Consider the following 25,498-nt stretch of genomic DNA (forward strand, 5'->3'; position numbering starts at 1 on the left):
CGTGTGCGGCGAGGGTGCAAGAAGATTCCCAGATTGACCCAATTGGCTGGTCAGTCCAAAAAAAATATAGTATAATTTTAGTTCAACTTTCATGGGTCTAGGAGCGTATATGTCCCAAACCAGTGTCGCTAAAGTTGACACCCATCACACTCCTCTTGAGGAGAAGCTCACCATAGATGATTTTCTAGGGGGTAAAATTCGGTTGAAGCAGCCCAAAAAAGGCTACCGTGTCTCGATGGATACGGTTCTTTTAGCTGCTTCTGTTCCCGCAAAAGCTGGAGAGCATGTTCTTGAGCCAGGACCAGGCTCAGGGGGGGCTTCACTTTGTCTGGCTCGCCGTGTCCCTGGGGTGAAAGTCACAGGGGTTGAACTGCAAGACACAATGATAGATTTGGCGAACCAGAATATTCAGCTCAATGAAATGGACACAAATGTCGTCATCATGAAAGCCGATATAACTGACCGCAATACGTGGATGGCCGAAGGACGTTTTGATCATGTCATGGTAAATCCGCCCTATCTGGCATCGGGAAAAGCCTTGCGTCCTCCGCAAGAAAATAAAGGCTTGGCCCATATGGACAGCACAGCAAGCCTCAAAGACTGGATTGACTATTGTCTTTACAATCTTAAACCCAAGGGCACTTTATCTATTGTCTACAGGGCTGACCGGGCTGATGAAATTATTGCACGCCTCTATCGCCGGTTTGGCGAGGTAAAGCTTATGCCTTTTTGGCCGCGAGAGGGTGTCCCAGCAAAACGTGTCATCATCCAAGCCCGTAAAGGGGTTCGAGGCGCTATGACTATTCTGCCTGGCATGGCCCTTCACGGCCAGGAAGAAAGATATACCCCTGCTGTAGAAGCCATCTTACGGCATGGAGATCCCTTGATATTATAATTATTCAACAGGACTAAACACATGAAAAATATGGCACAGGACCTACCTAGTACAGTGGGTGACCCATGAGAAAAATCCTTTTCGCCCTAAGATCCTCTATCTTTGGAAAGCCTGCACCTCGTGTCGCTGCCCTTCGGTTAACCGGCGTGATTGGCCCTGACGGTAAATTCAAGCAAGGCATTAACATGACAAGCGTTGAACCGCTTCTTAAAGAAGCTTTTAACATCTCTGGTCTTGCAGCGGTCGCTCTTGTCATTAACTCACCGGGGGGGTCGCCCGTACAAAGTGGGTTGATCGTCGACCGCATCAGAGCGATGGCCACTGAAAAAAACGTCCCTATCCTGGCCTTCGCTGAAGATGTCGCCGCATCTGGAGGCTATATGCTTGCCTTGGCGGCGGATGAGATATACTGCCATCCTGTCTCAATCATTGGCAGCATAGGTGTCATCTCAGCAGGATTTGGCTTTCCTCACCTTCTGGAAAAAATGGGCATAGAGCGCCGCGTTTATACAGCTGGAGATCGAAAAGCAATGCTCGACAGCTTCGCTGAAGAAAAGGAAAGCGATGTCTCTCGCTTAAAAGAAATCCACAAAGAAGTGCATAGTTTCTTTAAAGACATGGTATTAGAGCGGCGCGGAAAACGCCTGCAAAGCGAAAGTGAACATCTCTTTTCTGGCGATGTCTTCACAGGAGCAGAGGCGGTAAAGTTGGGTCTTGTGGACGACATAGGTGATCTGAGAGCTGTCATCAAGGAAAAGTTTGGCCCAAAAGCCACCATCAAATGGATCGGCGACAAAAAACCGCGACTTTCTAAATTGGTTGGCTTGTCAGCAGGAATAAAGGGCGCTACTCTGCCCTCAGAAATGATCAGTGCAGTTGAGGAAAAATCTTACTGGTCACGCTTTGGACTATAGGGGACCCCATGACTGAGTTGAGTAACGACATAAAAAATCAGCTTAATAGCTTTCGTCAAAGTATCGATAATATTGATGCATCACTGGTTTTTATGCTGGCCGAGCGGTTCAAAATAACCAAACAAGTTGGCTTTTATAAAAAAGAACACGCCCTGCCACCTGCGGATCCCGCACGAGAGCAAGAGCAAATTGATCGCCTTAAGGCATTGGCTAAAAGTGCCGATTTAGACCCTGACTTTAGTGAGAAGTTTTTACATTTCATCATTAAAGAAGTCATCCGTCATCACGAGCAGATCCGTGATGGTGAAATGGTCGACTAAAAAGACTTGCAAGCCCCATAGATAAAGCTATAGTGCAGCACGATTCAAACAGGCAGTTCTGCCTCGAGATGATGAAAGCGGAGCGTTGGCCGAGCGGTTTAAGGCGCGCGCCTGGAAAGCGTGTTGGGTGGCAACGCCCTCAAGGGTTCGAATCCCTTACGCTCCGCCATGATCTTATATAAATCAATGACTTATGACTAATATTTTCCTCGACCCACAACCTGACCCACAAATGAAATTATTCATATTATGCTCACTGGCGTTCGTATATTCAGACTTTTATTATGGATTGAAATGACCCAGTTCTTTAGAAATTAAAAATTTAACTGCTTTTATCACGTCTGATTTACTGTGACTCTCTCTATTCAACTTCACGGATTGTTCTTTTAAGGATTGGGATAGTCTTTCAAATCCATAAAGACTGCAGCTCCCGATCAGTTGATGGAGGTGCGTTCTTAGTTCAATAAATTGAATGGTGTTCGTCAGCGATGTAGAAAAGTTATCGAGGCTTTCAATAAAAGACTGATATAGATGATGTTCTGCATGAATGGTCTTACTCTCTCTCTTAATTAATGACAGAAAGAAATTTTCATCGCAGTTTTTTAAATGAAAGGCGATTGCTTTGTCTTGCAGATAGTTGTTTTGACTTTCAGTCAGTTCTTCAGCACTCATTACGCTAATGATTTGTTGGTTTATACCAAGCGCCAGAGCCCGCTCAATGAGCTCGAGGCCTGTCATATCAGGCAAAGAATAGTCTATGATGATATGGTCTATCCTCTGACTATTTTTTTTTAAAATCGATAGAGCACTTTTTCCATCCTCAGCAAGAAAAACAGTCCGATTGGTTTGCCTAAAATCTAAGTGAGCTTTCAAGGCAATAGCCTTGCAATCCTCAACCAATAGTATACAGTTTTTCATCCGCTCAACCCTCGTCCTTGAGACCTTCTAAATGCAATTTTTTATTCCATTCCTTCAGGACAGATTTAATATCTTTTAAAGTCGTCGCCAAACTCACCTCTAAAGGCTGATCATCAGTTTCGGTATAGTTTAGGTACTCTTTGATTAAGGCAAATAACGTCTCTATGTCTTTGGGATTACTCTTGTCGAATACCCCTGCAGCATGACAGTTAACCAACCTTTTTAGAAGCTTGAATTCAAGTGTGGCTGAAAGTATAATCACCAAACTATTCGGCGACTTTTTCCGGATTTCTTCTGCTAAATCTGCACCACATTTTTTTCCTCTAAAGTCGTTATCAAGGACATATATATCATAGCCATCAATCACTTTTTCTTTATCAAAACAACTGACAGTCAGGTGTTCAAATTTTCTCTTAAGCTTGAGTGCGAGTAACCCTGAGAAATGAGGGTCATCATCAATTATGAGCAATTTCTTTTTTGCCATGGAGGCCTCCTATTAATAGTTCTAATGGTGATTTTTTGTTGACTGCTAAGGCGGGATCTGAGGGCAGTGCATGAAACATGACGGGGAAAATAGGTTGAGTATGCGCTAACGTGACAGATTGCTTGCTTTGACCTTGTAGGATACAGGCAATATTCATGGAAGATAGATTGGAAACGATATCCCTTGATGTATCATCAGCTCTTGCGCTTGATGTCAGGAGGATCATATCATAATCCTCCGTATAAAGATCTATCCACTCCATTGCTTTATTAATGGAATATCCTTTGAATTTTTCTAAACGTCCGTATGGAATAAAATCTACGTCTTTGATTTTTATCGGGTTAACTTTCTGGTTCCTATCCAGCCCAAACATAAAGCCTTTTACATCTTCATACGCCTGGTTATCATTGAGTTGGATAATCAATGTCTTTATGCCACATTCATTCGCGTTAAGGGCAATATCCATTGAAATATCACCAATGTTGGGATCATATCTAGAAATTGAAACAATATTTGATCTATTAATATTCCAGCGATCTGAGAGCTCTAATCGAGAGAGTAAAGATTTTAGCTTTTGTTTTTTCTCATGCTCTTGCAGTCCAAAAGCTAACACTGGAATGTTTTGGTTTAATTCCTTCTCGATATCATCAGAAAACTCGTATCTTTTGGACAAGAAGTGTAAGGCGATAACGATGAGTGCGCCCAGACCTGACCCAAATAAAAACCCAACAATTGCAAAGGGAAATCTTTTATCTTTCGTTGGTTTTTCTGGGAAACTGCCTCTAGATAAAACTTCAACAGTCCCAGGCATATTATTACGGCTCTCTAACCGAACTTGGTCTAGCACACGTCTTGTTTCTGCAAGCATCCCTGTGATCACTGATTTTTCTTCGTTGATACGTTTGAGTTCAATCATTTTCCCATTGAGCTTTTTGGCATCTTTAGAAATTTCATCTTTTCGTAATTGAAGCTTTTTCTTCAATGCAAATAATTCCGCCATCGACTGTTCTTTATTCGCGCCGTCTCCCCCAGTGATCGCCCCCGTTTTACCTAGAGTCGCGATTAATTGTCGTCTTGTTTCAATCGCCTTATCAATCACTGTGATAGATGCTGTTAAATTGAGTATCTTTGGATGTGTCTCTTGATAGCGTAGGCGTCGCTTATTGAGTTCGGCAGCGAGCTTAGCACGCTCAAAAACCATATCTGCCATAGCTCGATCCAACAGGGTTGCGCGCTTGATCTCCATATCGCCAGTATCAGCATCCAAAGTACCTCCCTTAGCCTCCATTTCTGCAAGACTATTCGACAACTCATCTAACCTTGAGCTGATCTCTTCAAGTTGTGTCACTTTAGCGAGATGCGCTTTTGAGAGAGAAAGAAAGTCAAATTCTTCACCAACAGAGAGCAGTTCAATATTTAATTGCTTTAATTTATTCATCAAATCTGTTTGACGAATATCTAGCTCTCTAACGCGAAGATTTTGACGCGTATCACTCTGCTCCATATGAAGTTGAGCATAGGCATCTAATAATGCATTAGAAGAAAGATGAGATAGCTCTGCAGACGTTGAAGAAGCACTTAAGACGATTAACCCCTTCTTTTTAGAGATGGTAAATCGATCTGCAAAAGAACCTACCGAGCGAATATTCACGATATTCTCTCTTTCTTTCATTCGCTCTTGATACAGCTCATAAGCACGACGCATAACAACTTGACTTTGTATGTAAGTAAGCTCGCTTGTCACGAAGGCATCATATAGCCTTAGGCGACTGTCATCTCTATCCATGGTTAGGATTTTTGGCTCTCGCGCAACCACTCGCACAAGACCTCTGCTATCATACAAAGGATCAATTGCTAAAAACACAAGGATAAAAAACAGCAGGCCTAACGCAAGCATCATCATAATGCTTTTTTTCATTTTATCTCTAAAAATTCTTTCAATCAGAGCTAAAGGATTCAGAGTTGTATTATCTTCATGAACATGTTCATCTATAAAGCTCTGAACTTGCCATAATGCTGGATTATCCTGAGAAAGGATTTCTGGGTTTTGCTGATTAGTAGTGCTTGTACTCATCTTAATCACTTATTCGATAGAAATAGATTTACGGGTTGTATGATCTTTTTCCCATATCATGGATTGCCTCTGAATCTTTGTTCTAAGCCGAACAAGGATGACTGAGAGCGCAAAGATTAGAGCGCCAATCCATGTTTGAGGGTTTTTAATGATGCGTTTCATAAAGAGTAACGCGTTGTGCCGTTTTTTAGCGGACCCTAGTTTAGGCTGAAATCCTTGCGCATTCGCTGTTTCTAGCTCTTGATTACCCTTATAAACCCTCGACCTGACATTGAGTAAACTAGGGAATGTTCTCGGCGTATCAATATAATAAGCCGCCTGAGGCTCATAGGATCTCGACGTTAGTTTGCGTTTAACAAATTCATCATCATTGGTGATTTCAGGGAAAGTCCCAAGTCGGTCAATACCTGCTTTGGAGAGCGCAAAATATCCACCAATTTTACCCTCGTCGAAATAAGGATTCAGGTGCCACGCTTTGTAGAAGGAACGGACTAGATAAGAAGCTTGATCAACTATGAATACTGCACGGCCAAAAGCAAGATGCGTTTGAGATTGTTCTAAGTTTTTGATCAATGTCCGAACTGATTTTGCGGTAACTTTTATATCAGCATCAAGAAAAACAATATTCTCAGTTTTTGTATGAGATATTCCAATATTTAAAGCATTGGTTTTTGATGGTTTATTAATCTCTACTACGGAGATATCCTTATGTACTTCTCTGGCCAGGTCAGCCGTTCTATCAAAGCAACCATTGCATAGGACGATAATGTCAAACTCATTTGGTTTAGCGTCTAATAGAAGCGAATGAAGTGTTGATTGAATGACAGCTTCTTCGTTGCAAGCAGGGATTAGGATTGAACATATAGGCTGCATAATAAATCTCCTCCTATGCTGATTTGATAAAATCAGAGACTTGACTGATTAAAGAAGGCGCGGCACCATTATAAATTTCTACACCTGCGGTTAAGTCTTGATAATTATCTAGATATTCATGAAGTTCGGCTGAGGAATTTGCTATGTGTATCCCCTCTCTATTTGACAATCCTTCAGTAGTAGCCAGTTGATGATCATTGCGATGCTCACCATATGCAGCAAGACGGGGCATAATGATGATTGGCTTTTGGATTTGTAAAGCAGACAAGACAGTTCCCATTCCTGCGTGAGAAACGATGACTTTGCAATTTGCAAGTAAATTTGCAAATTCAGAAGGTGATAAGAATGGCGCAAATTTCATATGTTTAGGTTTATACTGGCTATCAGAAATTTGCGCGAAGCAGTCCTTAACCTCTTGATTTTGTAGCCATTTATCTAATGACTGGATCATTCTATCGAAGGGTAATTGTGTACCAACTGTTGCAAAAATCATGGGATAATCTCCTGATATATTATGGTTAATACAGTATTAAGAGCAATCCACATGCCATGTGATTAACCTTCGGCACAAAAGGGAGTATTCGAGAGACAATAGGAAAGAGAAAAGGCCCTCAAAGGACCTTTCCATGATACTCAATACCAAACTTCTTAGCGACTTCGGGCCATTGAGAAAAAACTTTATGTGCATGTGATCGTGCGAGTTTGGCTGATAATGAAATTTCACTGGCATTGGCCACACTATCTAAGAATAGACTTTTAGCGCCCACCAATTTTGCAAAACGACATGCGAAATAACCTTGTGCTGCGCCTGTAGAAATTACCACATCAGGACGGGACCGAACCAGAAGAAACAATATTTGTATTGCCATGAATATTAACGTGAATTTCGTGTCTCTATTACCATCACAGACTTTATAAAATTTAGCGTTTTTATCAGCAATATCCTGCTTTGATTCTTCATGCACAGTAACATAAGTAACATGACAGTTCTTAAAAGCACTCTGTAATCTTAAGAGTTGAACCCAATGTCCACCACTGGATGCGATTGCGAATACTTTTGGCTTTTTAATCACTGATTTTGACATAATGGTCTCCTTTAGGCAGTTGGATATTTTCATAGATGTTGAGAAGCGTATCGATTTTATTTTTCCATAAACCGATTTTATTGATCTTTGCATAGGCACCTTTAGACAATTGTTTATTCAGCATTGGCATCGATACTAATGTGCGAATAGCTGAGGCGATATCTGCCGCATATTGATCTGGATCTGTCACATGAATTTTAAAGCCACAGGTGTCATCAATTACATGACCTGGCCCCCCATAATTAGCTGCGATGATAGGCAGGCCATAACTGAGCGCTTCAAAAATGACGCTTCCACTAGGCTCTCTGAAACTTGGAAAACAGAAAGCATCTGCCTGACAGTATAATTGATCAACCTCTCTTCTTGATATTTGACCGTGAAATGTAATCCGGTCTTGAACCCCAAGGGTTATAGAAAGTTGGCGGCAAATTTCCGTTTCCTCACCATGGCCTGCTACATCCAGATGCAGACACTTCAGATCCTGTAATAGAGATAAAGCTCTAATAACATCCCGCAGTCCCTTGGTGCGAACACCACGCCCCACATGCAAAAGTCGAAAGCTTTTCTTTTGTGAATGAGAGGACGTAAATCGAGTGGAAGTTTTTGAGACCCCCAATTCACTCATCAGATGAAATTTTTTGAGCGCTGTGTCACCAAGCATTGTTTTGACATAAGGTGCAACCCCTAATATCGCGCTCGCACCTTTTAAGCTTGCCCTCATAAAGGGATCAAAATTGAGTCTGAATTGATCAAGGGCTCTGAAATGTGTAAACCACTTTGACGACATACACTCTTTTCGAAAATTTTTCGGTGTGTCTAAGCTGCCGCAAAAAGGGCCAAGAACATAAGGGATTGAAAAAGCCTTTAAAGGGGATGGATAACGAATAGCAAAAGGAGAAAATTGATGCCCAACATCAAAGGTCTCTGTTTTTAACAATTCTTTGATTTGCTTTTTTGCCCAAAAGTAAAAACCTGGATAAGCAAGTTTAGCCATAGCATTAAGGCGCTCATACCGCTGGACCCATTTAGGCTCTTTCTTAGAGAGAACGCGTACATTAGGTAGCTGAACTGATAATGCCTTCCGCCCCTCTCTTTCCATTGCGAGCAAAGTAACATTCCCCCGTGTAGAAAGTTCTTTTATCCACCTATAAGCACACCAAGCCTCACCGACATCAGTCCCATCAATATAAGGTGCTATGGCAAGAATATTCATCGATTTAGCCATGAGTTAATCCTCCTTTTTTCGAAGGCCAAGCTTTTAGATAGTTTAGACAGACATTCTGAAAATGCCTTTGCCTTGCTTGGTTGGCGGGCTTGGTGGTCAGCATTGCTGATAAAGTCCAAAACATCCATCGACTTAGGTTAAAAGAAAGCAGAAGAAAGTATACGAACAAGCTCGCCAAAAGACCTTTGTGCTTTCGATGAAGTCTAACTGTTGCTTGTGTAAGAAGAATGTCTCTTCTATACTGAAGCGGACGAGAGCTCCCGCCCCCAAAATGTATAATTTTGCCTACAGGCGCGTAATGGACTTCAAAACCTGTTTTTCGAACACGCTCACACCAATCTGTTTCTTCACCAAAGAAAAAGAAACTTTCGTCCAATAAGCCAATTGTATTAAAGGCATCCTTTTTAGCCATTAGATAGCACCCTGAAATGGTCTCAACTGCTGTGGCAGCTTGATGCTTACTGATTAGTTTACGGTAGCGTTGAAAAAAAGGAATATTGAGTTTATCGAATCCAAGTGTTTGTATAGCTAGATTCAAAAAACTTGGGAACCGACTAGCACTAGGCTGTATGGTACAATCATCATTCAATACCTGGCATCCCATAGCCCAACAATGTGGTGTTTGATCAAGATATTGAACACTTTTTTGTATAACAGAATCTAAGACTAACGTATCAGAATTTAGAAGTAAAATATGACGCCCTTTTGCAACAGATAGCGCAATATTATTGGCACAAGCAAAACCTAAATTCATTTCATTTTCTATTAGAAAAACTGACGGAAATAAGTCTTTCACCATTTGCTGACTGCCATCTGTTGATGCATTATCTACTACAATGACTTGATAGCGAATATCTTCAACTTTATTATAAACTGTTGAGAGACAATTCATTAATAGATCTTTCGTATTCCAATTAACGATAATGATTGATAAATCCATCATTTATCTCCTTATTGCTGACGTATTAAGAGGGGAATTATTGGGTGATTTCAGGGACATCGCACAGCCAAGAAAAAAGAAAAATTGAACCATTAATGCATTCCAAAAATGGACCGTTATACCAGCGATTGACATTCCAATGAGCGTAACAACAAAAGCTTTTCTCGCACTTTTTATGGGGCCAGCTGGCGCCTTCTTAGGATGAATCATCTTCAAAATGATAAGGATAGCAATGATCATCGCTATAAAAGCGGGAAGGCCATAACGAACAGTGGTCAATAACCAGTAATTATCCATACTGGAGCTCATCCAGGGGGCGCGCACCCATTCGTTCAATCCTATACCGAATAGTGGGTGGCGACCTACCTCTGCTGATCCATAATTCCAGATATGAATTCGGTTGTAAGCACTGTTGGCACTAAAGGTCAAATAGCTAATGAAGACATTCACAGGGGACCTATTTGATAGCAAGGTGATTAAGAACCAAAAGCTTAAAAAGAGAGACGCAAGGATAGTCCATCTCCCATGAATACCCTTTGTCAGCTTATCCCAGCCGATCAACCCTATTTGTAAGGCAAGGGCTGTGTATGGGCCGCCTGAGAGCGAGAAAAAAGTTGCGCCGACCACAATGCCAATTTTTTTCAAATTCTTGAATGAAAGTGTCTCATTTAAAAGAACATAATAGACCCCGGCAAATATTGAGGCAGAGAAGACACCAAAAAGAATGGGATGCTCAAATGAGGTGAAAGCGCGAGTCAGTCCCAGTCGGGGTTCTATATAATGAGGACCCGCCCCTCCCATAATCATTTGAAATGCATTTCTTATAAAATGAACACCCGAAAATGATTCTATAATGGCAAAGACCAATAGAATGGAAACTATGCGGAACATAAGTGCAATTATTTTTTGATAATCAGCCAATGATCTGATGTAAGCACGGGCTAAAATGTATGCGCCAAATGTTTCTACAAAATATATGCCGCCCGATTCTATGCCGGCTCCGATGCCCATGTTAACTGTCAATGCAATCATGGCCCAGAGACTATGAAAGAACATCATAAAGTCTACAATATTAAACCCATTATCGCGTCTACTTAGGACCTTAGTAATCGCTGGTATAATCATCAGAATTAAGCAAATTCTGTATGGGGACAATCTTAAAGATCCAAGCGATAAAGACATTTCTGGCGGAAGTGTTAAGGATACCAGTAAAATCAAAATAGGTATTGTAAGCAGAGAAAAATCAAATAAATTCTGCGGCATTAGCGCTTTATACCTATTTTCTATGGGAACAGTGAGACGCATCAATTAGCACCTTTCATTTCCCTTAGAACTTTGGGTAAATACAATTTCCTTGTGTAAATTCTTTTTACAGTCCCAAAGATTGACTGCCCTTTTTGTTTAAAAGGGAGATTGAGCCAACAAATGAAAGAAGCCGCAGATAGTTTAGGTGCTGCAAGGCCCATAAATTTCATGGCTAAAATTCGGCCAAAGACCGCCCCTTTAGTTGCAAATAAATTAGGCTGGGCTTTAAATAATATATCTGACTTTTTTTGCTCTGCTCTGATATAGCCTTTACGGATGGCCTCATGAAAAAGAACACGTGCTTTTTCAGTTCGGATCACAATCAGAGATTTGCCTTTTTCTGTCTCAGATGTTGGATTTTGCCAAGGATCCCCTACTGAAATATCTGCCCACTCTCCTGTATGATCTTCGCAAATATGACAGCGCCATTGACGATGTTTCTGAAGAATATCACCCCAGCCACTTTCGTAACTAACGGCGCGCTCATGTGACTTTCCTGTTATGGTATTCCATGCAGCAACCATATTACCTGGCCAACCTTCCCCACGGTATTTTAAGGAATTTAGATTGGTTGAGTTTATTCGAGGCTTTAAACTTTTTAGTAACGCTTCAGTTCCTTTATGGCTTGGAACACCGGCACAAAAAATCGAGATCGTCAGACCCAGTTTATCCTTCAATAAGGCAGAGTGAGATGAGGCTTGATTTAGCGCTTTAATTTCACAAGGCTTCCCAACGACGACCGAAGGATTCTTACGGTTTTCAACCAAATCTAAACGATCGCAAACACTTGCAGGCGCATAGCGAGATCCACAGCCCTCCCGTAATTCTTTAAGAGTTGAACTGTATGAAGATTCATTAAGATATGGAATATCCTTTCTCGCTTTAATATGAAGAGTGCCATCGCATTTTCCTGTATCCATCATAAAAAATGAAAGTGCGGTAATCGCCCCCCCACTTGATGCTTGAAAGCGGATGACCGGATCTGTTGCATATCCTTCCCAAACTTCAAGAACAGGTCCCCAAGCTTTTTCAAGAAAAGTGGTTGCTGGAAGTGATTTTGCTTCATAATTTAAAGCTGGACAGTAATGTTGAACTTTTTCCAATTCTTCTTGGTTAAGAGGTAAAACAGTTTTAGGGCGTCTGTTTTCGTCTTTACTCTCAACCATTTTAATTTTTCCAAGAGATGCAAAAGCACAGTTTCCGCATCCAGTACAAAGCCGTTTAGCGGCTACATCTTCAATTTTTTGAAAACTATTCATGCTAAAATCTCCTTATAAGTGTGATTATGTGAGTGTGTTGAATGGTGGTAGAAATATTTTTGAGCTGCGAAGGCTGCTAATTCAGCTAGGACAGCGCATACCAACAAAGTAAGAACGGATGAGTTATATAAGAAAAGACATGCACCTAAACATGTACCACTCAGACGCACACAATTTGCTTTAAAGGGTATCGTAGAAAGGCCGATTGATTGACTTAAAACAGAATAGGGTATTCTGAGGAGTTTAATCGCTTGCATCAATCCAATAAGAATGACAATCCAACTATTATTTTGAAAGCTTTCACCAAACAATAGAGCCAGTAAAGGATTAGCTAAGCCAGTGAACCCTGTGAAGAATAATACTGAAATCACTGAAGCACCGATCATCCATCTTCGGGATAGTTTATCAAATACCAATGGGTCCATTTTAACGTGATTTGCGTAGGGAAGACCGATAGATAATGCGACCTTGCCAATTAAAAGGCCGGGAACTAATGCCAACTGAAACAGCATAGAAAAATGCGCAAATTCTATTGCTGTCATTGAGAGGGAAATCAGCAACCTTTCCCCTTGCATTGTCCAAAACATGACAAGGCTAGCAAGCATTAGAGGTAAGCCAAAAGGCAATAAACGGCGAATTTCCGGAATACTTATTACTAGCTTGTACTTAAAATCAGAGAATATATGACTAAGAGCAACCTGCAATATAGTTTGGCATAAAACTGCCCACAAGATACCGTCTATAGTCGTCTGCATCAGCGAGAGAATGACAATAGTAATGAGACCCAAAAACGCAGGTAAAGCACTGTAAATGAAAGTCTTTTGGAATGATAAATTCCGCTGTTCTTCAAGGTAGCCTTTATTAACGGTTCCTTGCAGTAATAAAATAGTCGCTGCTAGAGCCGTTGTTTGAAACGCCAAACCGTAGATTTGGAATAGTCCCAGTACTAAAATAATGACGGCCATGAGGCACCCTCGTACAAGTAGGAGGAAATGGCTTGTATCAAGAACAGTTTTAAACTTTACCTTTGTTTGAGAAATGAGATAGCGATCAATTGCTAAATCACTAGACATTGATAGCAATCGCATGATCATTAAGATAAGCGCAAATTGTCCAAGGGTCTCAGCCCCTAAATATCGAGCGATGACTATATTTCTCGCAAAAATACACCCCTCCTCAATGACCAGCGCTAAAGAGGATGCACAAAAGTTATTGAATGAAAGTCTAGGCATAATGTTTTCCTCTAGACTTTAAGTGCGGGATTGTTTGTGCAATCATTTCTAATTGGAAAGCCCAACAATCCATTACGGCTGAATGTTTGGCTGACAACGTCGCTTTGATCTTTTGGCGATTTTCAAAAGATTTGAAAAGCTGATCTACTAAAGCATCCGTTGATAATTCGCGCATGTCATAGACTTCATTTTGATTATTATAATGCGCAAATACGCCTTTTGATTTCACGCTGTAAGCCATATTTGAAACGGCAGTTTCACTTGTAAGGGCGGCAATCGTGGCATGCATTCTTGATCCAGTGAACCAACAACATTCATTGATGACCCCTTTTAATGTTTGCGGTGCAATATATTCAGATATGATGAATACTCTTTTCGAAATTTCTTCCGGCAAAGAGGTTTTCAACGATTGACAGGCAACAAGATCATTCTCTGTCTTGTCTTCAGGCATAACATGAGGGATAAGGAGGATAGGACGATCTGTTTTTTCTGCAAAATTATGGATCAGCTTTATTAATGTCTTTTTATAATTTGCTTTAAGCGAAAATTGTTCCCTCGCATTTTGAGGGTCATTCCAAAGCAAACCACTGACATTAATACCAATAGGCTTCTGATCATATAAAGGTTTTAAAGATGTCTGATTGATAGAAGCTTTTGGCAATCCAAAGGCCATATCTAAACCCAAAATAAATTGGTTGGGATTAAATGCTGATCCCACAAGATCTTTTATCCTTTCTAAGCTATCTTGATCCCGAGCAATCACGAGAGATGATTTTTTCAGAATATCGCGTGCGATATCTCGAGACTTTTTATGTTTAAAAGGACCAATGGTTTGCGGCAAAAGAATGAGAGGAATGCCAGCCTTTAATACCATGCGTTTAGGAAGTGTGATTTGATTAAAGCGCTTTGTTCCGTATAAATCTGTGAAGCTGTCACCGCCACTGATGTCCAAATACGCTGCTGCTTTCGACAGCAAATCTGTAAAAGGCGACGTCAAACCTAATTGCTGCTTTAGAAGAGCATTGATTAAATTAGTAGATTTATACCACCTGCGACCAATGTTTAGAGTGTGATAGTTCACAGTAATTTGCTTACTATAAGACCTATTGAGACGATGGTTGCCATTACCATTATCAAGGATAGTAAAGTTCTGGATGCCTCTTGAGGATAGTCCAAAGATCGTGCTCTCTAAAAGAGCTGTGACGCCAGCGTTACCTGTATCAGGTGCTGCTCCTGCGATAATGATATCTGCGTTGTTTTTCATACCAACATATTGGCAATAGATATGCCAGTGTTGGCTCTAAGACCTAACTCATTGATATAGTTAATAATTGACTAATTTTTATCAAAATTAAACTTATTCGGTGTTTTTTGTTTTGCAAAAACCTTTGCATGATTTTGGCAATTTAGAAATTTCTTCACAGGAGAGGAATATAAAAAACAAGCAATTACAGTTAGTTAATAGTTTACACTAAAATGGCATACGCATTGCGATTAACAAGGCATGATAAACATCGAAAGATTTTATAATGCTTAACAAAAATACAATATCTATATCAGAGAAGTGCCGCAGACCGTCTAAAAATGACCCTTTACCCGGATGGCTCAAACACAATCACTTTGTTAAAAAAGAGCCCGATTATACATGGTTAAATATTCAGAAAATTATGGCTGCCTTGGGGCTAATCCTTCTATGCCCGCTATGGTTCATCTTATTCATTGGTGTGAAAGCCACTTCTAAAGGGCCTTTTATATATTCACAACTGCGACCAGGCTTAGAGGGGCGATCTTTTACAGCCTATAAAATAAGAACGATGAAAACTGGGGCTGATAAGGATAAATCGCGGGCACGAACAGTCGAAAAGGACGATCCAATGATCACTTCTATTGGAAAAGTTCTTCGTGACTTAAAATTAGACGAACTTCCTCAACTCTTCAACGTAATGCGCGGGGATATGGAATTCATCGGGCCGCGTCCTATTGCGCAAAGCTTGCATGATGAACTTTCGACAAAAATTCCGGATTTTGATAAGCGTCTCACAGTACGCCCAGGTTTAAGCAGTTTAGCTCAAATATCAATTTTACATAATGCTGACAGCCAGAATGTTGTCAATGATTGGAAAGACCGCTTTGACGCAGAAAGACATTATATAAAACTGAAGAGCTGGCAATATGACTGTGTCATCATGCTAATGACAGCTCTGTTTATCGTTAAAAAGATTATGAACAAGATATCCCGTAAAGTCTTGGTCGCTTTGCCTATACTGTTACTCTTGTTGCTCTCAGCTTGTGGTGGATATATCCATACAAAAGATTTTAAGAAGGCTGATACGACTTTTACCAAGGAGATTAGAGCCTATGGATCAAGGATTGATCCTACGGTCGCAGAGATTGAATCTGTGAAAGTATCAGTTTTAACAGATGATGATCGGAAACCCACCTATACCCTTGGAAAAGGGGATGTCTTATCTATAAATATCTTTGGGGAAGAAGGCCTCAGTGATATGCGTGCTCCGGTTGATGGATCTGGCTTTATCCAAGTTCCTTATCTTGAGTCTGTTCAAGTTGCTGATAAGACAATCGCCCAAGTGCAACAAATGCTAAAGGCTGGGTATAGTAAGCATTTCCGAAATCCTTGGGTTGTAGTGACGATAGAAGATTACAGAAGCCAGCCTGTTTACTTACTCGGACAATTTAAGAAGCCTGGGGTGATCTATATGACAGGCCCGACGAATTTGATGCAAATTCTCAGCCTCGGTCAAGGCCTAACGGATATGGCCCATCTTCAAGGCGCCCGCCTATGGAGAAAAGGGGATATAGCCTCTGTAGATTTATATGCCTTGCTCATCAATGGCAATATTGAGAATAATATTCAACTGAATCCAGATGATACGATTTTCATACCAAGTCAAAAAGACAATAAAACCTACGTTTTGGGAGCGGTCGTCCGTCCAGGCGCTGTTCCCTTCACCAATGAGCCTATGACATTGCTTAAAGCTCTCTCACAAGTAGGGGGGCAAATTGAAGAAAAAGCACTCATGTCGCAAGTTCGTATCATTCGTACCCATTCAGCTCTTGAGGGACAGCTTATCCTGATAAATGCTAATCAGGTTTTACGTGGTAAAATCCCAGACCTTCAGCTTATGCCTGATGATGTGATTTATGTCCCAGATCACCCCCTCGAGAGCTGGAACCAATTTATCAGGGCTATTACACCAACGCTCACTCTAGCTGGCGGTGTCCTCCAACCATTCGTGCAAATTAAATTTCTAAAAGGAGATTAAATCGTGAGATCTAAAACTATGATATTATTATCAATCCTCTTGGGCATAGCGATAAGTTCCAAGCCCAGTGAAGCTGGAGAAGTATCACCAAAACAATCAAATGCTAGCCCCTATGGTCTATCAGCCATTGCACCTGTTATGGAGAGAGCAAGCGATAAGGCGTCAAATAATTTCCAAGCGAATGACCTGGAAGGATTACAAAAAATTGTCAATGCAACCCTGACTGAAAATCAGAAAGTAGACAATGTAAACCTCATTGCTCTCAATCCTGATGATTTGATCTTATCAGAAACATCCGATGTCAGAATTTATTTTATCGGTGAAGGTGCAGGTTATGCGAATAGTCTTGGGATGTTTACTGGGGATAGCGCGGACAAACTCTCAGGGGATGCTGCCTTAATTTTTCCCAACGCAAGTGCACAGTCGTCTTACCTTTCGCAAGGGGGGGAAGGAAACAGAACAAATAGAGCGCCTCTTCTCTCAGGTGATTTTGTCGATGCAGGGACCTTTGATAGTGGTACACAGCTGAATCTGTTTTTAATTGCAAATGGGGCAAACGGAGGAGGCACAACTTTTTATTCAGACACAGAACAAAACTCAGATGGGATCGCTCATTTTGTTGTGTTAGCCGTGCCTGATAGCCCCTATATTTTGGTCGGTGTTGAAGACCTAACAGGCGGCGGCGATAAAGATTATAATGACGTCGTATTCGTTATGGACATTGGTAGAGCAAATACCCAGCAACTCATCTCTAATGCTGTCCCTCTTCCTGGATATATGGCCTATTTAATTGGTCCAGGTCTCCTTTTGATGCTGCGCAGAAGAAAGGGTGTTTAACATATGACTTATTTCCGTGAAAAGTTGATGCCCGTTGTTGTTTTAATGGTTGCCATTCTAATGATCTGGCCTTTAATCAAAGAAGCTAATCAAGACTGGGTTTCGCTTTTTTGGTTAAGCCTAGCAACAATTATCATCGTTATTAGTGATCAGAAATCAGCTGCATTGAAATCTATAAAATTAGATAAAAGGTTTTTTTTACTTCTCGCTATCGTCTTAATAATTGGATATCTTATCTTAGAACTTGATAAGCTCAGATTATTAGGAGGAGCGTTTTTACTCTCATACGGACTTGCCCATAAAAATTTAACGCCTGTTCAAATTCTTTCCTTATCAATTCTATTGGTATTACTGGTTCCAATGCCATACGGGATAGAAAAATCCATTGGTTTGTGGCTCGCGCAAAAAGAAGCTGTTTTTTTTACAGAACTCGCACAGCTTATGTCGCTCAATGTTTATCATATAGGCTCTCAAATTATCGCAGGAAACGAAGCGATAACAATCAACGAAAATTGCAGTGGCACTCTCCTACTTATTCCAGCCTTGATGAGTTTTATTTATGTTGCCAGTCAAAAAGCAACAAGTGCTAAAGGGTATTTTTTTCTTATCAGTTTAGCTTTACCCTATGCCGTATTGTTTAATGTGATGAGAATAGGATTGCTCCTGCTTTTGCACTGGCAAGCGGAAGCAGACCTGGTAAAAAGCTTCCACGATTTTCTGGGACTATTCGTTTCAGTCTTGGTTTGGATTCTGCCTATTTTATGGGTTGTGAAAGATCGACCTCTACCCTTTTCATTCGAAAGAAGTAAGTCGATGATCGCTACTGGCTGCGTGATAACACTATTAGCAGGATTTTTCATGATCCGCTCTGATACCTCTAGCAATCAATTAAATCCTAATATTCCTATTTATACATCTGGGTGGATTGGCGAAGAAGAGGATATTCAAGCTGAAGAATTAAGAATTTTAAATGCTGATTTTGTGACGAGACGTACATACACCAATCTTTCAACCGACCGTACAATTCAGGTAACATATATTTTTCATCGTAATGAAAAAGACGCCCTAAAACACTCCAGCTTAAACTGTTTTCAAGCGCTGGGCTGGGCTATGACCCGTAAAAAAACAGTGGGAATCTCTGATACTGCAATCAGTGCAATTTATCTTGGCGAAAGCTTTCAATCCAAACAGACAATTTCTGAAGTGATCTTTCGGCCTGATCTACAAACTTATTTTGGAGAGAAGGGAACCATGAGAATTCAAATTGTTGAAAGCGGTGAGGTTTCTTCACAAAAAGCTGCTCAAACAGCTACTGACTTTGTCAAAACTATATTCTAGATAGAAAGTTCTGCTATGAAGAAAAAATTACTTATTGGATTTTCAATATTAACTCTCTGTCTAATTAGTATATTCACCTATCGTGAGTATAAATCTTATCAATGTACAAATTTAATGACTTCAGCGAAATTACAGTCTGAACAAGGCTATTATTCTGATGTCGTTAAACTCTCAACACTATATTTTTCAAATTCTGCTTGTCGAGGCAAAGACGATCCAAAGATGATAGAGCTTTTGGCTGAGGCCAGAATGTCTGTTGTCTTACCAGCCAATACGCATCTACCAGCACAGTTGATGATGATGCGGATGGGGGTTAGTCTGAAAAATAATGACTATCAGACATTAGAGATCGCAAAAGCCAATTTTTTAGCTGAAAAATGGGCAACTGCACGTCGTATGAGTTTGCCTATTCACTCTCCTGAAGCTGCAAAAATAGTGATCGCATCTTCTTTGAAATTGAAGGATTATGAAACTGTTGACACATATATAAATCAATATCTCCAAGTTGAAAAAAGTCCTTATGCAAGAGCGCTCCTAGTGACATTGATTAATAGAGTTGAAGAACAATTCGACATAAATAAGCAATTTATCCCTAAGGAAGAATACCTTTCTTTAGCTGCTTTACTTTTTCAAGGCCAATTATCTCAGAAGAACTATCAGCAACTGAAGAGCCACGCCCAAAAGATGTCGGAAGATGATCTTTTGTCTTATTCTTCAATAGCTTTATTCAATCGCCTTCCAAAAGCTGCGATAACATTATTGCGTCAACCGGACAGATACTTAACTCAAGACTTAATTTTAAGGCTAGGTAAATTGCTTTGGCAAGAAGGGTATTACGAAGAATTGTCCACACAATTTCTTACGTATAAATATACAGGATTTCCTCGCTCGGACTATAGTCTGCTTATCTGTTTATCTCAGCTTCATTTTCATGGAAATTGTAAGATAAAATATGATGAGCAGGACTATGCCAGAAGAGAAGGTGTTTTTCTATCTAGTCGTTATGCAACCCTTTTTTCAGCTCTGCGGGTTAAAAATATGAAAGAGATATTAGATGGTTTCTCTAAGATGAATTCTCTTAGAGTAGGACTTTCTATCATTGATTACATCGAAGGGTGTCTATATCTCGATATCAATGAGAAAAAACAAGCTTCTTATTTTTTCAAAGCGAGTTTAAAATTGAAGAAAAAATTACCAGCTTGTCGTTCCTTTGGATATGATAATAAGCTGGGGAAAATCATCAGTCATATTTATGAAAGCAAGCATGTGAGTTATGATGATATTCAATATCTCAAAAAAAATTCACCTGACAATGCTTATGGTCGAAGACTACACGCAGCAAATCAAATAGTTGGCTACCAAGAAGAAAATAGCCAAGCTAAAGTAATGAAATTGCTGAGGCCGATTATCCAAAAAACACCACAGCACCCTGCAGCTCAACAAATGATGGCTTCTGCATATACCTACTTTCAAGACGAAAAAAATGCATTACTTAGCCTAATTCAAGCTGTAGAAGCAAAACCAGAATTAATCGCTCAAGTCTCTCGATTAGCCTTAGGTTTTTACGAACAAAATAAAATTAAGTCGAAGACACTTGTCAATTGGTGGCATGCTTTAGCTCATCAAGAATTCAAACAACGAAAAGGTCTATCTTTTGATCAAAAACAAGCGCTCATCAGAGATCGTTTATATATACTTGCTATGCATTCAAGAAAAAAGATAGATACTGCTCTCTATATTGCAACATATGAGAAACTTGTTGAGATAGAACCTAAAAATGACATTGCCCTGAATAATTTAGCCTATGCCCTCTTTAAAGCTGATCAGAACTTAGGCCATGCACTCTCTCTTGCAGATCGGGCAATTGAATCGAACCCACGTGTTAAGGAATATGTGAATACAAAGTTAGATATTTTAGATACAATATTGAAGCGCAATATAAACCCTTAACTTTTGCTAGCATTGGCCTTCCAGTCTTCTTTCTTTCTATAGAGAGTAGAAGGGCTGACACCTAATGTTTCGGCAGCGAGGGGAATGGAACCATCACAGAGTTTTATGCGTTCTTCAATTGCCTCTCTCTCAATATCGCTTAATCTTTTTAAGCGACCACTCTCGTCTTCCTGATTGGAATGAGGTACAGCCGCATTTGAAGTAGAGATAACACCAGTTGACATTTCTGGAAACATTTCTGGCGTGACGAGTTCATCATTATGTAAAACGGCAATATTCCTTATCGTATTTTGTAACTCTCGGACATTACCTGGCCATGAATAAGAGTTGAGGAATACACTTGCTTCCTTTGTAAACCCAAGGAATTTCTTCCCTTCTTCAAGACTATATTTTTTAAGGAAATATTCAGCAATTTCTATGATGTCTCGCCCCCTAAGTTGTAAATCTGGTAATTTAATAGGGACGACATTTAATCTGAAAAACAAATCTTCTCTAAAACGACCTTCCCGGACTTCTTTAATAGGGTCTTTATTCGTTGCGCAAATGACACGCACATCGACCTTCTCACTTTTACTGGTACCCACAGCAGTCACTTCGCTTGTCTGCAAAAACCTTAAAAGTTTAGACTGTAAATTAAGATCGAGTTCACATAATTCATCAAGAAAAAGCGTCCCCCCATTTGCTTCTTTTGCCGCCCCTAGTCTATTCGAGATTGCCCCTGTAAATGACCCTTTAAGATGACCGAATAATTCTGATTCTAACAGATCTTTTGGGATAGCCGCACAGTTTACAGCAATGAATGGTTTTCCAGACCTTGGACCTGTTTTATGGATCGCTTCAGCACAGACTTCTTTACCAGTGCCTGAATTACCAAGGACAAAGACTGTCGCTTTTGATTTCGCGACATTTTCTATTGTCCTATATACTTTCTGCATTTCCTTACTAGAGCCGATAAAATCCTGAAAGTGACGATTATCATGAGTGACTGCCCGAATTTCTTCAAGATCATCTCTTAATTGAATGCGCTCTAATGTATTGGCTACAGTGGTGATAAGGCGGCTTTCTGCAAATGGTTTAACCAAATAGTCCAAGGCCCCTAATTTCATTGCCTGTATCGCTTTATTGAGGCTTGCATCTGCAGTGATAACAATGGCTGATGTCTCTAAATCAGTACCAAAAATTCTTTCCAAATATTCTAAACCATCGCCGTCAGGCAAATTTAAGTCCAACAACAGTAAATCAAATTGTGTAGTAGATTGTTTCTCATTTGCTTCGGATAATGATGACGCCGTTTCCACTATATACCCTGCAGAGGCCAGCTGTTTTTCATAGAGAATAGCCATCGCTAAGGTATCTTCAACAATGAGTATTTTATACGAGGTTGTTGGCATTTTTATAGATATCCTCTTGCTTTAATTCATGAATGGCAGGCATTATATTTTCGGCTAGCCAATGGCTGATGACAGTGACAGTGTGGATCTGCCCCTCTCTTTCAGCGTCACAGACCGCCTCTGATGCCAGTGCTAATTTGTCGAATCCAAAGGTCCCGCATAAGGTTTTAAACCGATGACTTACAGAGTGCATCTGATAGGTATCATTGGTTTTTAAAGCAAGTGATATATCCTCAAAGCCAAGATTTAAATCCGAAATAATTTGAGTAAGAAGCAAGATCTGACTGTCACTATCTAGGTCTGAGAGAACAGAAAGTAGAATATCCGAATTCAATGTCTTCAATTCTTTTACTTTAGTATAAAAATCGGGCTTATCATCAAGAGACACTTATTGAAACCTCACTGTTTTAATCATCATACACCAATATGTTGTTATAATGAAATTTTCAATGTTCTCTGTGACTTAACCCGCTTATATTGCATTATGATAAGGAAACTACGTCCAAATTCCATGGTTCTTTTTTCTTCATCCATTTTAAAGTAGCTTAAGACTAAGGAGAATAGAATGTTAGGAATTGTATTTACTGAATTTCAAGAATTTATTGAAGAGTCTTTCTCGCCAGATATGTATGACGAACTTATTGAAGGCGCTAAGGCTTTAGAAAGTGAAGGGGCTTATACAGCTGTTGGAAATTATGATTATACAGAAATCCTGCAACTTGTATCTGTTTTAAGCACTAAAACTTCTGTTTCAATTCCTGATCTCGTCAAAACATTTGGTCAGCATTTATTTGGTAGATTTTACGAGCTATATCCTGCTTTTTTTATCGATATCCGTGGATCGTATGATTTTTTGCAGACAATAGAAGACCATATCCATGTTGAAGTAAAAAAACTTTACCCTGAAGCTGAATTGCCATCTTTTGATTGTAGAGAAGATGAAAATAGTAAAATGGAAATGATTTATACATCAGCTCGCCCTTTTGCTGACCTTGCCGAGGGTTTAATTGTAGGCTGCATTCTTCACTATAAAGAAGATATTCAAGTTGACCGTCTGGACCTACAACCAGAAAATGGGAAAAATAAGACCCAATTTAAACTGACTCTAAACACTTAGGATCAAAATGACCAATATCGAGCGCATAAATAAGCGTATTGAAAGAGAAAGAAAAGCGCGAAAGCAAGCGGAAGAATTGCTTACACATAAAAGTCGTGAGCTTTATGATAAAAATCAAGAGTTAGAGAGTATAAAAAACAATCTAGAAGAAACTGTTCATGAGAGAACTATAGACCTTGAAAATAAACTAGATACGCTGAAAAAACTCAAAAAAGAATTGGAACAAGCAAAAAATAAAGCTGAAGAAGCTAGTCACCTGAAATCTAGGTTTGTTGCAACCATTAGCCATGAAATAAGAACCCCTCTCAACGGAATCATCGGTAGTTTGGATATATTAGCAGACGAAAAAATGACCCCGAAAGCATCCGCCCTAGTCGAAATGGCCGTAACAAGTGGTGACTCCTTGAATTTAATTCTGAATGATATTCTCGATTTTTCAAAATTTGAGGACGCTAATTTTAAATTGGACGAAGAGTATTTTTCCATCACCGAGTTACTCTCTAACGTTCAATACTTCTGGCTTCCTCAGTGCGAGGAAAAGCAAATTAATTTAGATATAGAGCTTGGAAATAATCTAGATGGTTACTTCAGAGGCGACCCAGGAAGAGTGCGTCAAATTTTGAATAATTTTATCTCGAACGCTCTCAAATATTCTCGGTCAGATCGCATACTTCTCCATGCCCAAAAAATGCAAAAAAGTAAGCCAACTCTCTATTTTTCTGTTAAGGATTATGGTGTGGGCATTTCACAAAATGACCATGAATTTATCTTTGAGGCCTTTGCACAATCGGACCAAAAAGAGCCCTCCTCCATTAAAGGCTCAGGCCTTGGATTAGCAATATGTAAGCAATTATCAAAGTTAATGCTTGGGGATGTTGGTGTTCACAGTGAAGTAGATATAGGATCTGAATTTTGGTTAAAAATTCCTGCAAAATCTATCCAAAACGCTAAAATGAATGATCAAGATAAAATATCGGATGTCAGTGATCTCTCTAAAATTCTAGGCTTTAAACCCACCATCTTAGTAGTCGAAGATGTACTTTCTAATCAGATACTTATTAAGATGATGATGGAGAAAATGGGTATTCAGACCATTGTTGTCAGCTCGGGATCCGAGGCTTTAGACATAACAAATAGGCAGAGCTTTGATTTGATTTTCATGGATATAGGTTTACCGGATATTGATGGCACTCAGGTAACTAAAACTATCAAGTCCAGTAAGTCAAACATAAACAACTTAACGCCTGTTATCGCATTTACAGCCCATGGCATGCAAACTGAACTTGATAAATTTGAGGCAATCGGGATGAATGGCATCATTACAAAGCCTGTCAAAAAAGAAGATGTCTATCAGTGTGTTATATCGATGCTGAAACAATGTGACTGAGTTATTTTCATAAGATAAAGCATGACACTCTAAACCATAAAAACACATCCTTACGCTCCGCCATCATGTCATAGACAATCATGAATAAGAAATTACTCGTCTGCCCGTCTCATCCTTCTCATTTTGAATTAGATCACCTGAGTGTCTCTTTATTTTTTAGAATGGCTCTCTCCATTCTAAAAGAGCCCCCCTATTCTGATGCGATATGGCGCCATAAAACATCACTATGATGGGTAGCTGCAGAATTGCAATACCCAACAAGGTCTACCCATATGCTTTTAAACCATTCTTCGGCATCCATTAATGGAACAGTACCGTCTCGTTTCTGATGAGCTTGAAGTTTTTGCATCGGGAGGTACACAAGGTAATACCCAATACTTGATGCCACTTGCCAAGCAGCATAGCTGTCTTCCATCCCATCTTCATACCACAGCCGAAAATACCAATCATCCTCCGGCCAGCCGAAATTGGCGACATGCTGCCAATGGTGATCATCATCTTTAACATAAAACCTCAGATGCTCGCCTGCGCCCGCAGGGGGGCTGTAAACCCGCCATTCCGGAATATAAGCTGGATCAATCCCCGGGTAATCTTCGTAATTAAGGGTCATTTTTCCTCCATCCTAGACAGGTTAATGAGTGTGTAAGCAGCGGGAGCCAAACACCCTTGG

At 40.0% G+C, this 25,498-nt stretch carries 24 protein-coding genes and 1 tRNA gene; 10 read left to right on the top strand and 15 right to left on the bottom strand.

Annotated features, from left to right (window positions below; translation table 11 throughout):
• Positions 1–109 precede the first annotated feature (109 nt).
• The 4 genes from QGN29_RS02630 (at position 110) to QGN29_RS02645 (ending at position 2,298) form a co-directional block, all read left to right on the top strand.
• On the top strand, positions 110–895 hold the full coding sequence (locus QGN29_RS02630; RefSeq protein WP_310799117.1) for a tRNA1(Val) (adenine(37)-N6)-methyltransferase: 786 nt from the start codon (positions 110–112) through the stop codon (positions 893–895).
• A gap of 65 nt (positions 896–960) precedes the next feature.
• Positions 961–1,809: a S49 family peptidase gene (locus tag QGN29_RS02635; RefSeq protein WP_310799118.1), complete on the top strand. Its 849-nt coding sequence runs from the start codon at positions 961–963 to the stop codon at positions 1,807–1,809.
• Positions 1,810–1,817: 8 nt separating this feature from the next.
• Entirely contained in the window at positions 1,818–2,129 is a 312-nt protein-coding gene (locus tag QGN29_RS02640) for a chorismate mutase (protein WP_310799119.1), read from the top strand.
• Between the two features lie 79 nt (positions 2,130–2,208).
• Positions 2,209–2,298 (top strand) — tRNA-Ser (locus QGN29_RS02645).
• A 113-nt stretch (positions 2,299–2,411) separates the two neighbouring features.
• Here QGN29_RS02645 and QGN29_RS02650 read toward each other — a convergent pair.
• The 12 genes from QGN29_RS02650 to QGN29_RS02705 form a co-directional block, all read right to left on the bottom strand.
• The gene (locus QGN29_RS02650) at positions 2,412–3,047 is read right to left on the bottom strand and encodes a response regulator (protein ID WP_310799120.1); all 636 of its coding nucleotides are present in this window, start codon (positions 3,045–3,047) and stop codon (positions 2,412–2,414) included.
• A gap of 4 nt (positions 3,048–3,051) precedes the next feature.
• Positions 3,052–3,531 carry a response regulator gene (locus QGN29_RS02655; protein ID WP_310799121.1) on the bottom strand — a complete coding sequence of 160 codons (480 nt, stop codon included), beginning with the start codon at positions 3,529–3,531 and terminating at the stop codon, positions 3,052–3,054.
• Positions 3,503–5,605, bottom strand: coding sequence for a GumC family protein (locus QGN29_RS02660; protein ID WP_310799122.1), 2,103 nt, complete (start codon positions 5,603–5,605; stop codon positions 3,503–3,505). The genes QGN29_RS02655 and QGN29_RS02660 overlap by 29 nt, the downstream gene beginning before the upstream one ends.
• Positions 5,606–5,614: 9 nt before the next feature.
• Positions 5,615–6,478: a glycosyltransferase family 2 protein gene (locus QGN29_RS02665; protein ID WP_310799123.1), complete on the bottom strand. Its 864-nt coding sequence runs from the start codon at positions 6,476–6,478 to the stop codon at positions 5,615–5,617.
• 13 nt (positions 6,479–6,491) lie between these two features.
• Positions 6,492–6,971: a glycosyltransferase gene (locus QGN29_RS02670; protein WP_310799124.1), complete on the bottom strand. Its 480-nt coding sequence runs from the start codon at positions 6,969–6,971 to the stop codon at positions 6,492–6,494.
• Positions 6,972–7,089: 118 nt separating this feature from the next.
• Positions 7,090–7,563, bottom strand: a complete 474-nt coding sequence (locus QGN29_RS02675) for a hypothetical protein (protein ID WP_310799125.1) — start codon at positions 7,561–7,563, stop codon at positions 7,090–7,092.
• A complete protein-coding gene (locus QGN29_RS02680; RefSeq protein WP_310799126.1) occupies positions 7,544–8,788 on the bottom strand; it encodes a glycosyltransferase family 4 protein in 1,245 nt (414 codons plus the stop codon). The genes QGN29_RS02675 and QGN29_RS02680 overlap by 20 nt, the downstream gene beginning before the upstream one ends.
• Positions 8,781–9,731 carry a glycosyltransferase family 2 protein gene (locus tag QGN29_RS02685; RefSeq protein WP_310799127.1) on the bottom strand — a complete coding sequence of 317 codons (951 nt, stop codon included), beginning with the start codon at positions 9,729–9,731 and terminating at the stop codon, positions 8,781–8,783. Before QGN29_RS02685 ends, QGN29_RS02680 begins: the two co-directional genes overlap by 8 nt.
• Positions 9,732–11,033, bottom strand: coding sequence for an O-antigen ligase family protein (locus tag QGN29_RS02690; protein ID WP_310799128.1), 1,302 nt, complete (start codon positions 11,031–11,033; stop codon positions 9,732–9,734).
• Positions 11,033–12,292 (bottom strand): Coenzyme F420 hydrogenase/dehydrogenase, beta subunit C-terminal domain, encoded by a 1,260-nt coding sequence (locus QGN29_RS02695; protein ID WP_310799129.1) that lies wholly within the window; start codon positions 12,290–12,292, stop codon positions 11,033–11,035. The genes QGN29_RS02690 and QGN29_RS02695 overlap by 1 nt, the downstream gene beginning before the upstream one ends.
• Complete coding sequence (locus tag QGN29_RS02700; RefSeq protein ID WP_310799130.1) at positions 12,289–13,524, bottom strand: oligosaccharide flippase family protein; 1,236 nt, start codon at positions 13,522–13,524, stop codon at positions 12,289–12,291. The genes QGN29_RS02695 and QGN29_RS02700 overlap by 4 nt, the downstream gene beginning before the upstream one ends.
• Positions 13,517–14,788: a polysaccharide pyruvyl transferase family protein gene (locus tag QGN29_RS02705; RefSeq protein ID WP_310799131.1), complete on the bottom strand. Its 1,272-nt coding sequence runs from the start codon at positions 14,786–14,788 to the stop codon at positions 13,517–13,519. Before QGN29_RS02705 ends, QGN29_RS02700 begins: the two co-directional genes overlap by 8 nt.
• A 265-nt stretch (positions 14,789–15,053) precedes the next feature.
• On the opposite strand from QGN29_RS02705, the gene QGN29_RS02710 reads away from it, so the two are divergent.
• From QGN29_RS02710 to QGN29_RS02725, 4 genes are read left to right on the top strand one after another with little or no spacing between them, the layout of a single operon-like run.
• A complete protein-coding gene (locus QGN29_RS02710; RefSeq protein WP_310799132.1) occupies positions 15,054–16,808 on the top strand; it encodes a sugar transferase in 1,755 nt (584 codons plus the stop codon).
• A 3-nt stretch (positions 16,809–16,811) separates the two neighbouring features.
• Positions 16,812–17,645: a DUF4114 domain-containing protein gene (locus tag QGN29_RS02715; protein WP_310799133.1), complete on the top strand. Its 834-nt coding sequence runs from the start codon at positions 16,812–16,814 to the stop codon at positions 17,643–17,645.
• A 3-nt stretch (positions 17,646–17,648) separates the two neighbouring features.
• Positions 17,649–18,983, top strand: coding sequence for an exosortase-associated EpsI family protein (locus QGN29_RS02720; RefSeq protein WP_310799134.1), 1,335 nt, complete (start codon positions 17,649–17,651; stop codon positions 18,981–18,983).
• 15 nt (positions 18,984–18,998) lie between these two features.
• The gene (locus tag QGN29_RS02725; protein ID WP_310799135.1) at positions 18,999–20,933 is read left to right on the top strand and encodes a hypothetical protein; all 1,935 of its coding nucleotides are present in this window, start codon (positions 18,999–19,001) and stop codon (positions 20,931–20,933) included.
• On the opposite strand, the gene QGN29_RS02730 is transcribed toward QGN29_RS02725, so the two are convergent.
• Together QGN29_RS02730 and QGN29_RS02735 are read right to left on the bottom strand one after the other, a co-directional pair.
• Positions 20,930–22,324 carry a sigma-54-dependent transcriptional regulator gene (locus QGN29_RS02730; protein ID WP_310799136.1) on the bottom strand — a complete coding sequence of 465 codons (1,395 nt, stop codon included), beginning with the start codon at positions 22,322–22,324 and terminating at the stop codon, positions 20,930–20,932. The genes QGN29_RS02725 and QGN29_RS02730 overlap by 4 nt on opposite strands.
• Positions 22,305–22,712 carry a hypothetical protein gene (locus QGN29_RS02735; RefSeq protein WP_310799137.1) on the bottom strand — a complete coding sequence of 136 codons (408 nt, stop codon included), beginning with the start codon at positions 22,710–22,712 and terminating at the stop codon, positions 22,305–22,307. The genes QGN29_RS02730 and QGN29_RS02735 overlap by 20 nt, the downstream gene beginning before the upstream one ends.
• A gap of 177 nt (positions 22,713–22,889) precedes the next feature.
• On the opposite strand from QGN29_RS02735, the gene QGN29_RS02740 reads away from it, so the two are divergent.
• Positions 22,890–23,441, top strand: coding sequence for a heme NO-binding domain-containing protein (locus tag QGN29_RS02740; protein WP_310799138.1), 552 nt, complete (start codon positions 22,890–22,892; stop codon positions 23,439–23,441).
• Positions 23,442–23,448: 7 nt separating this feature from the next.
• Positions 23,449–24,828: an ATP-binding protein gene (locus tag QGN29_RS02745; RefSeq protein ID WP_310799139.1), complete on the top strand. Its 1,380-nt coding sequence runs from the start codon at positions 23,449–23,451 to the stop codon at positions 24,826–24,828.
• Between the two features lie 190 nt (positions 24,829–25,018).
• On the opposite strand, the gene QGN29_RS02750 is transcribed toward QGN29_RS02745, so the two are convergent.
• The gene (locus tag QGN29_RS02750; protein WP_310799140.1) at positions 25,019–25,438 is read right to left on the bottom strand and encodes a hypothetical protein; all 420 of its coding nucleotides are present in this window, start codon (positions 25,436–25,438) and stop codon (positions 25,019–25,021) included.
• Between the last annotated feature and the right edge of the window lie 60 nt (positions 25,439–25,498).

The organism is Temperatibacter marinus (genome assembly GCF_031598375.1).
Lineage (GTDB): Bacteria > Pseudomonadota > Alphaproteobacteria > Sphingomonadales > Kordiimonadaceae > Temperatibacter > Temperatibacter marinus.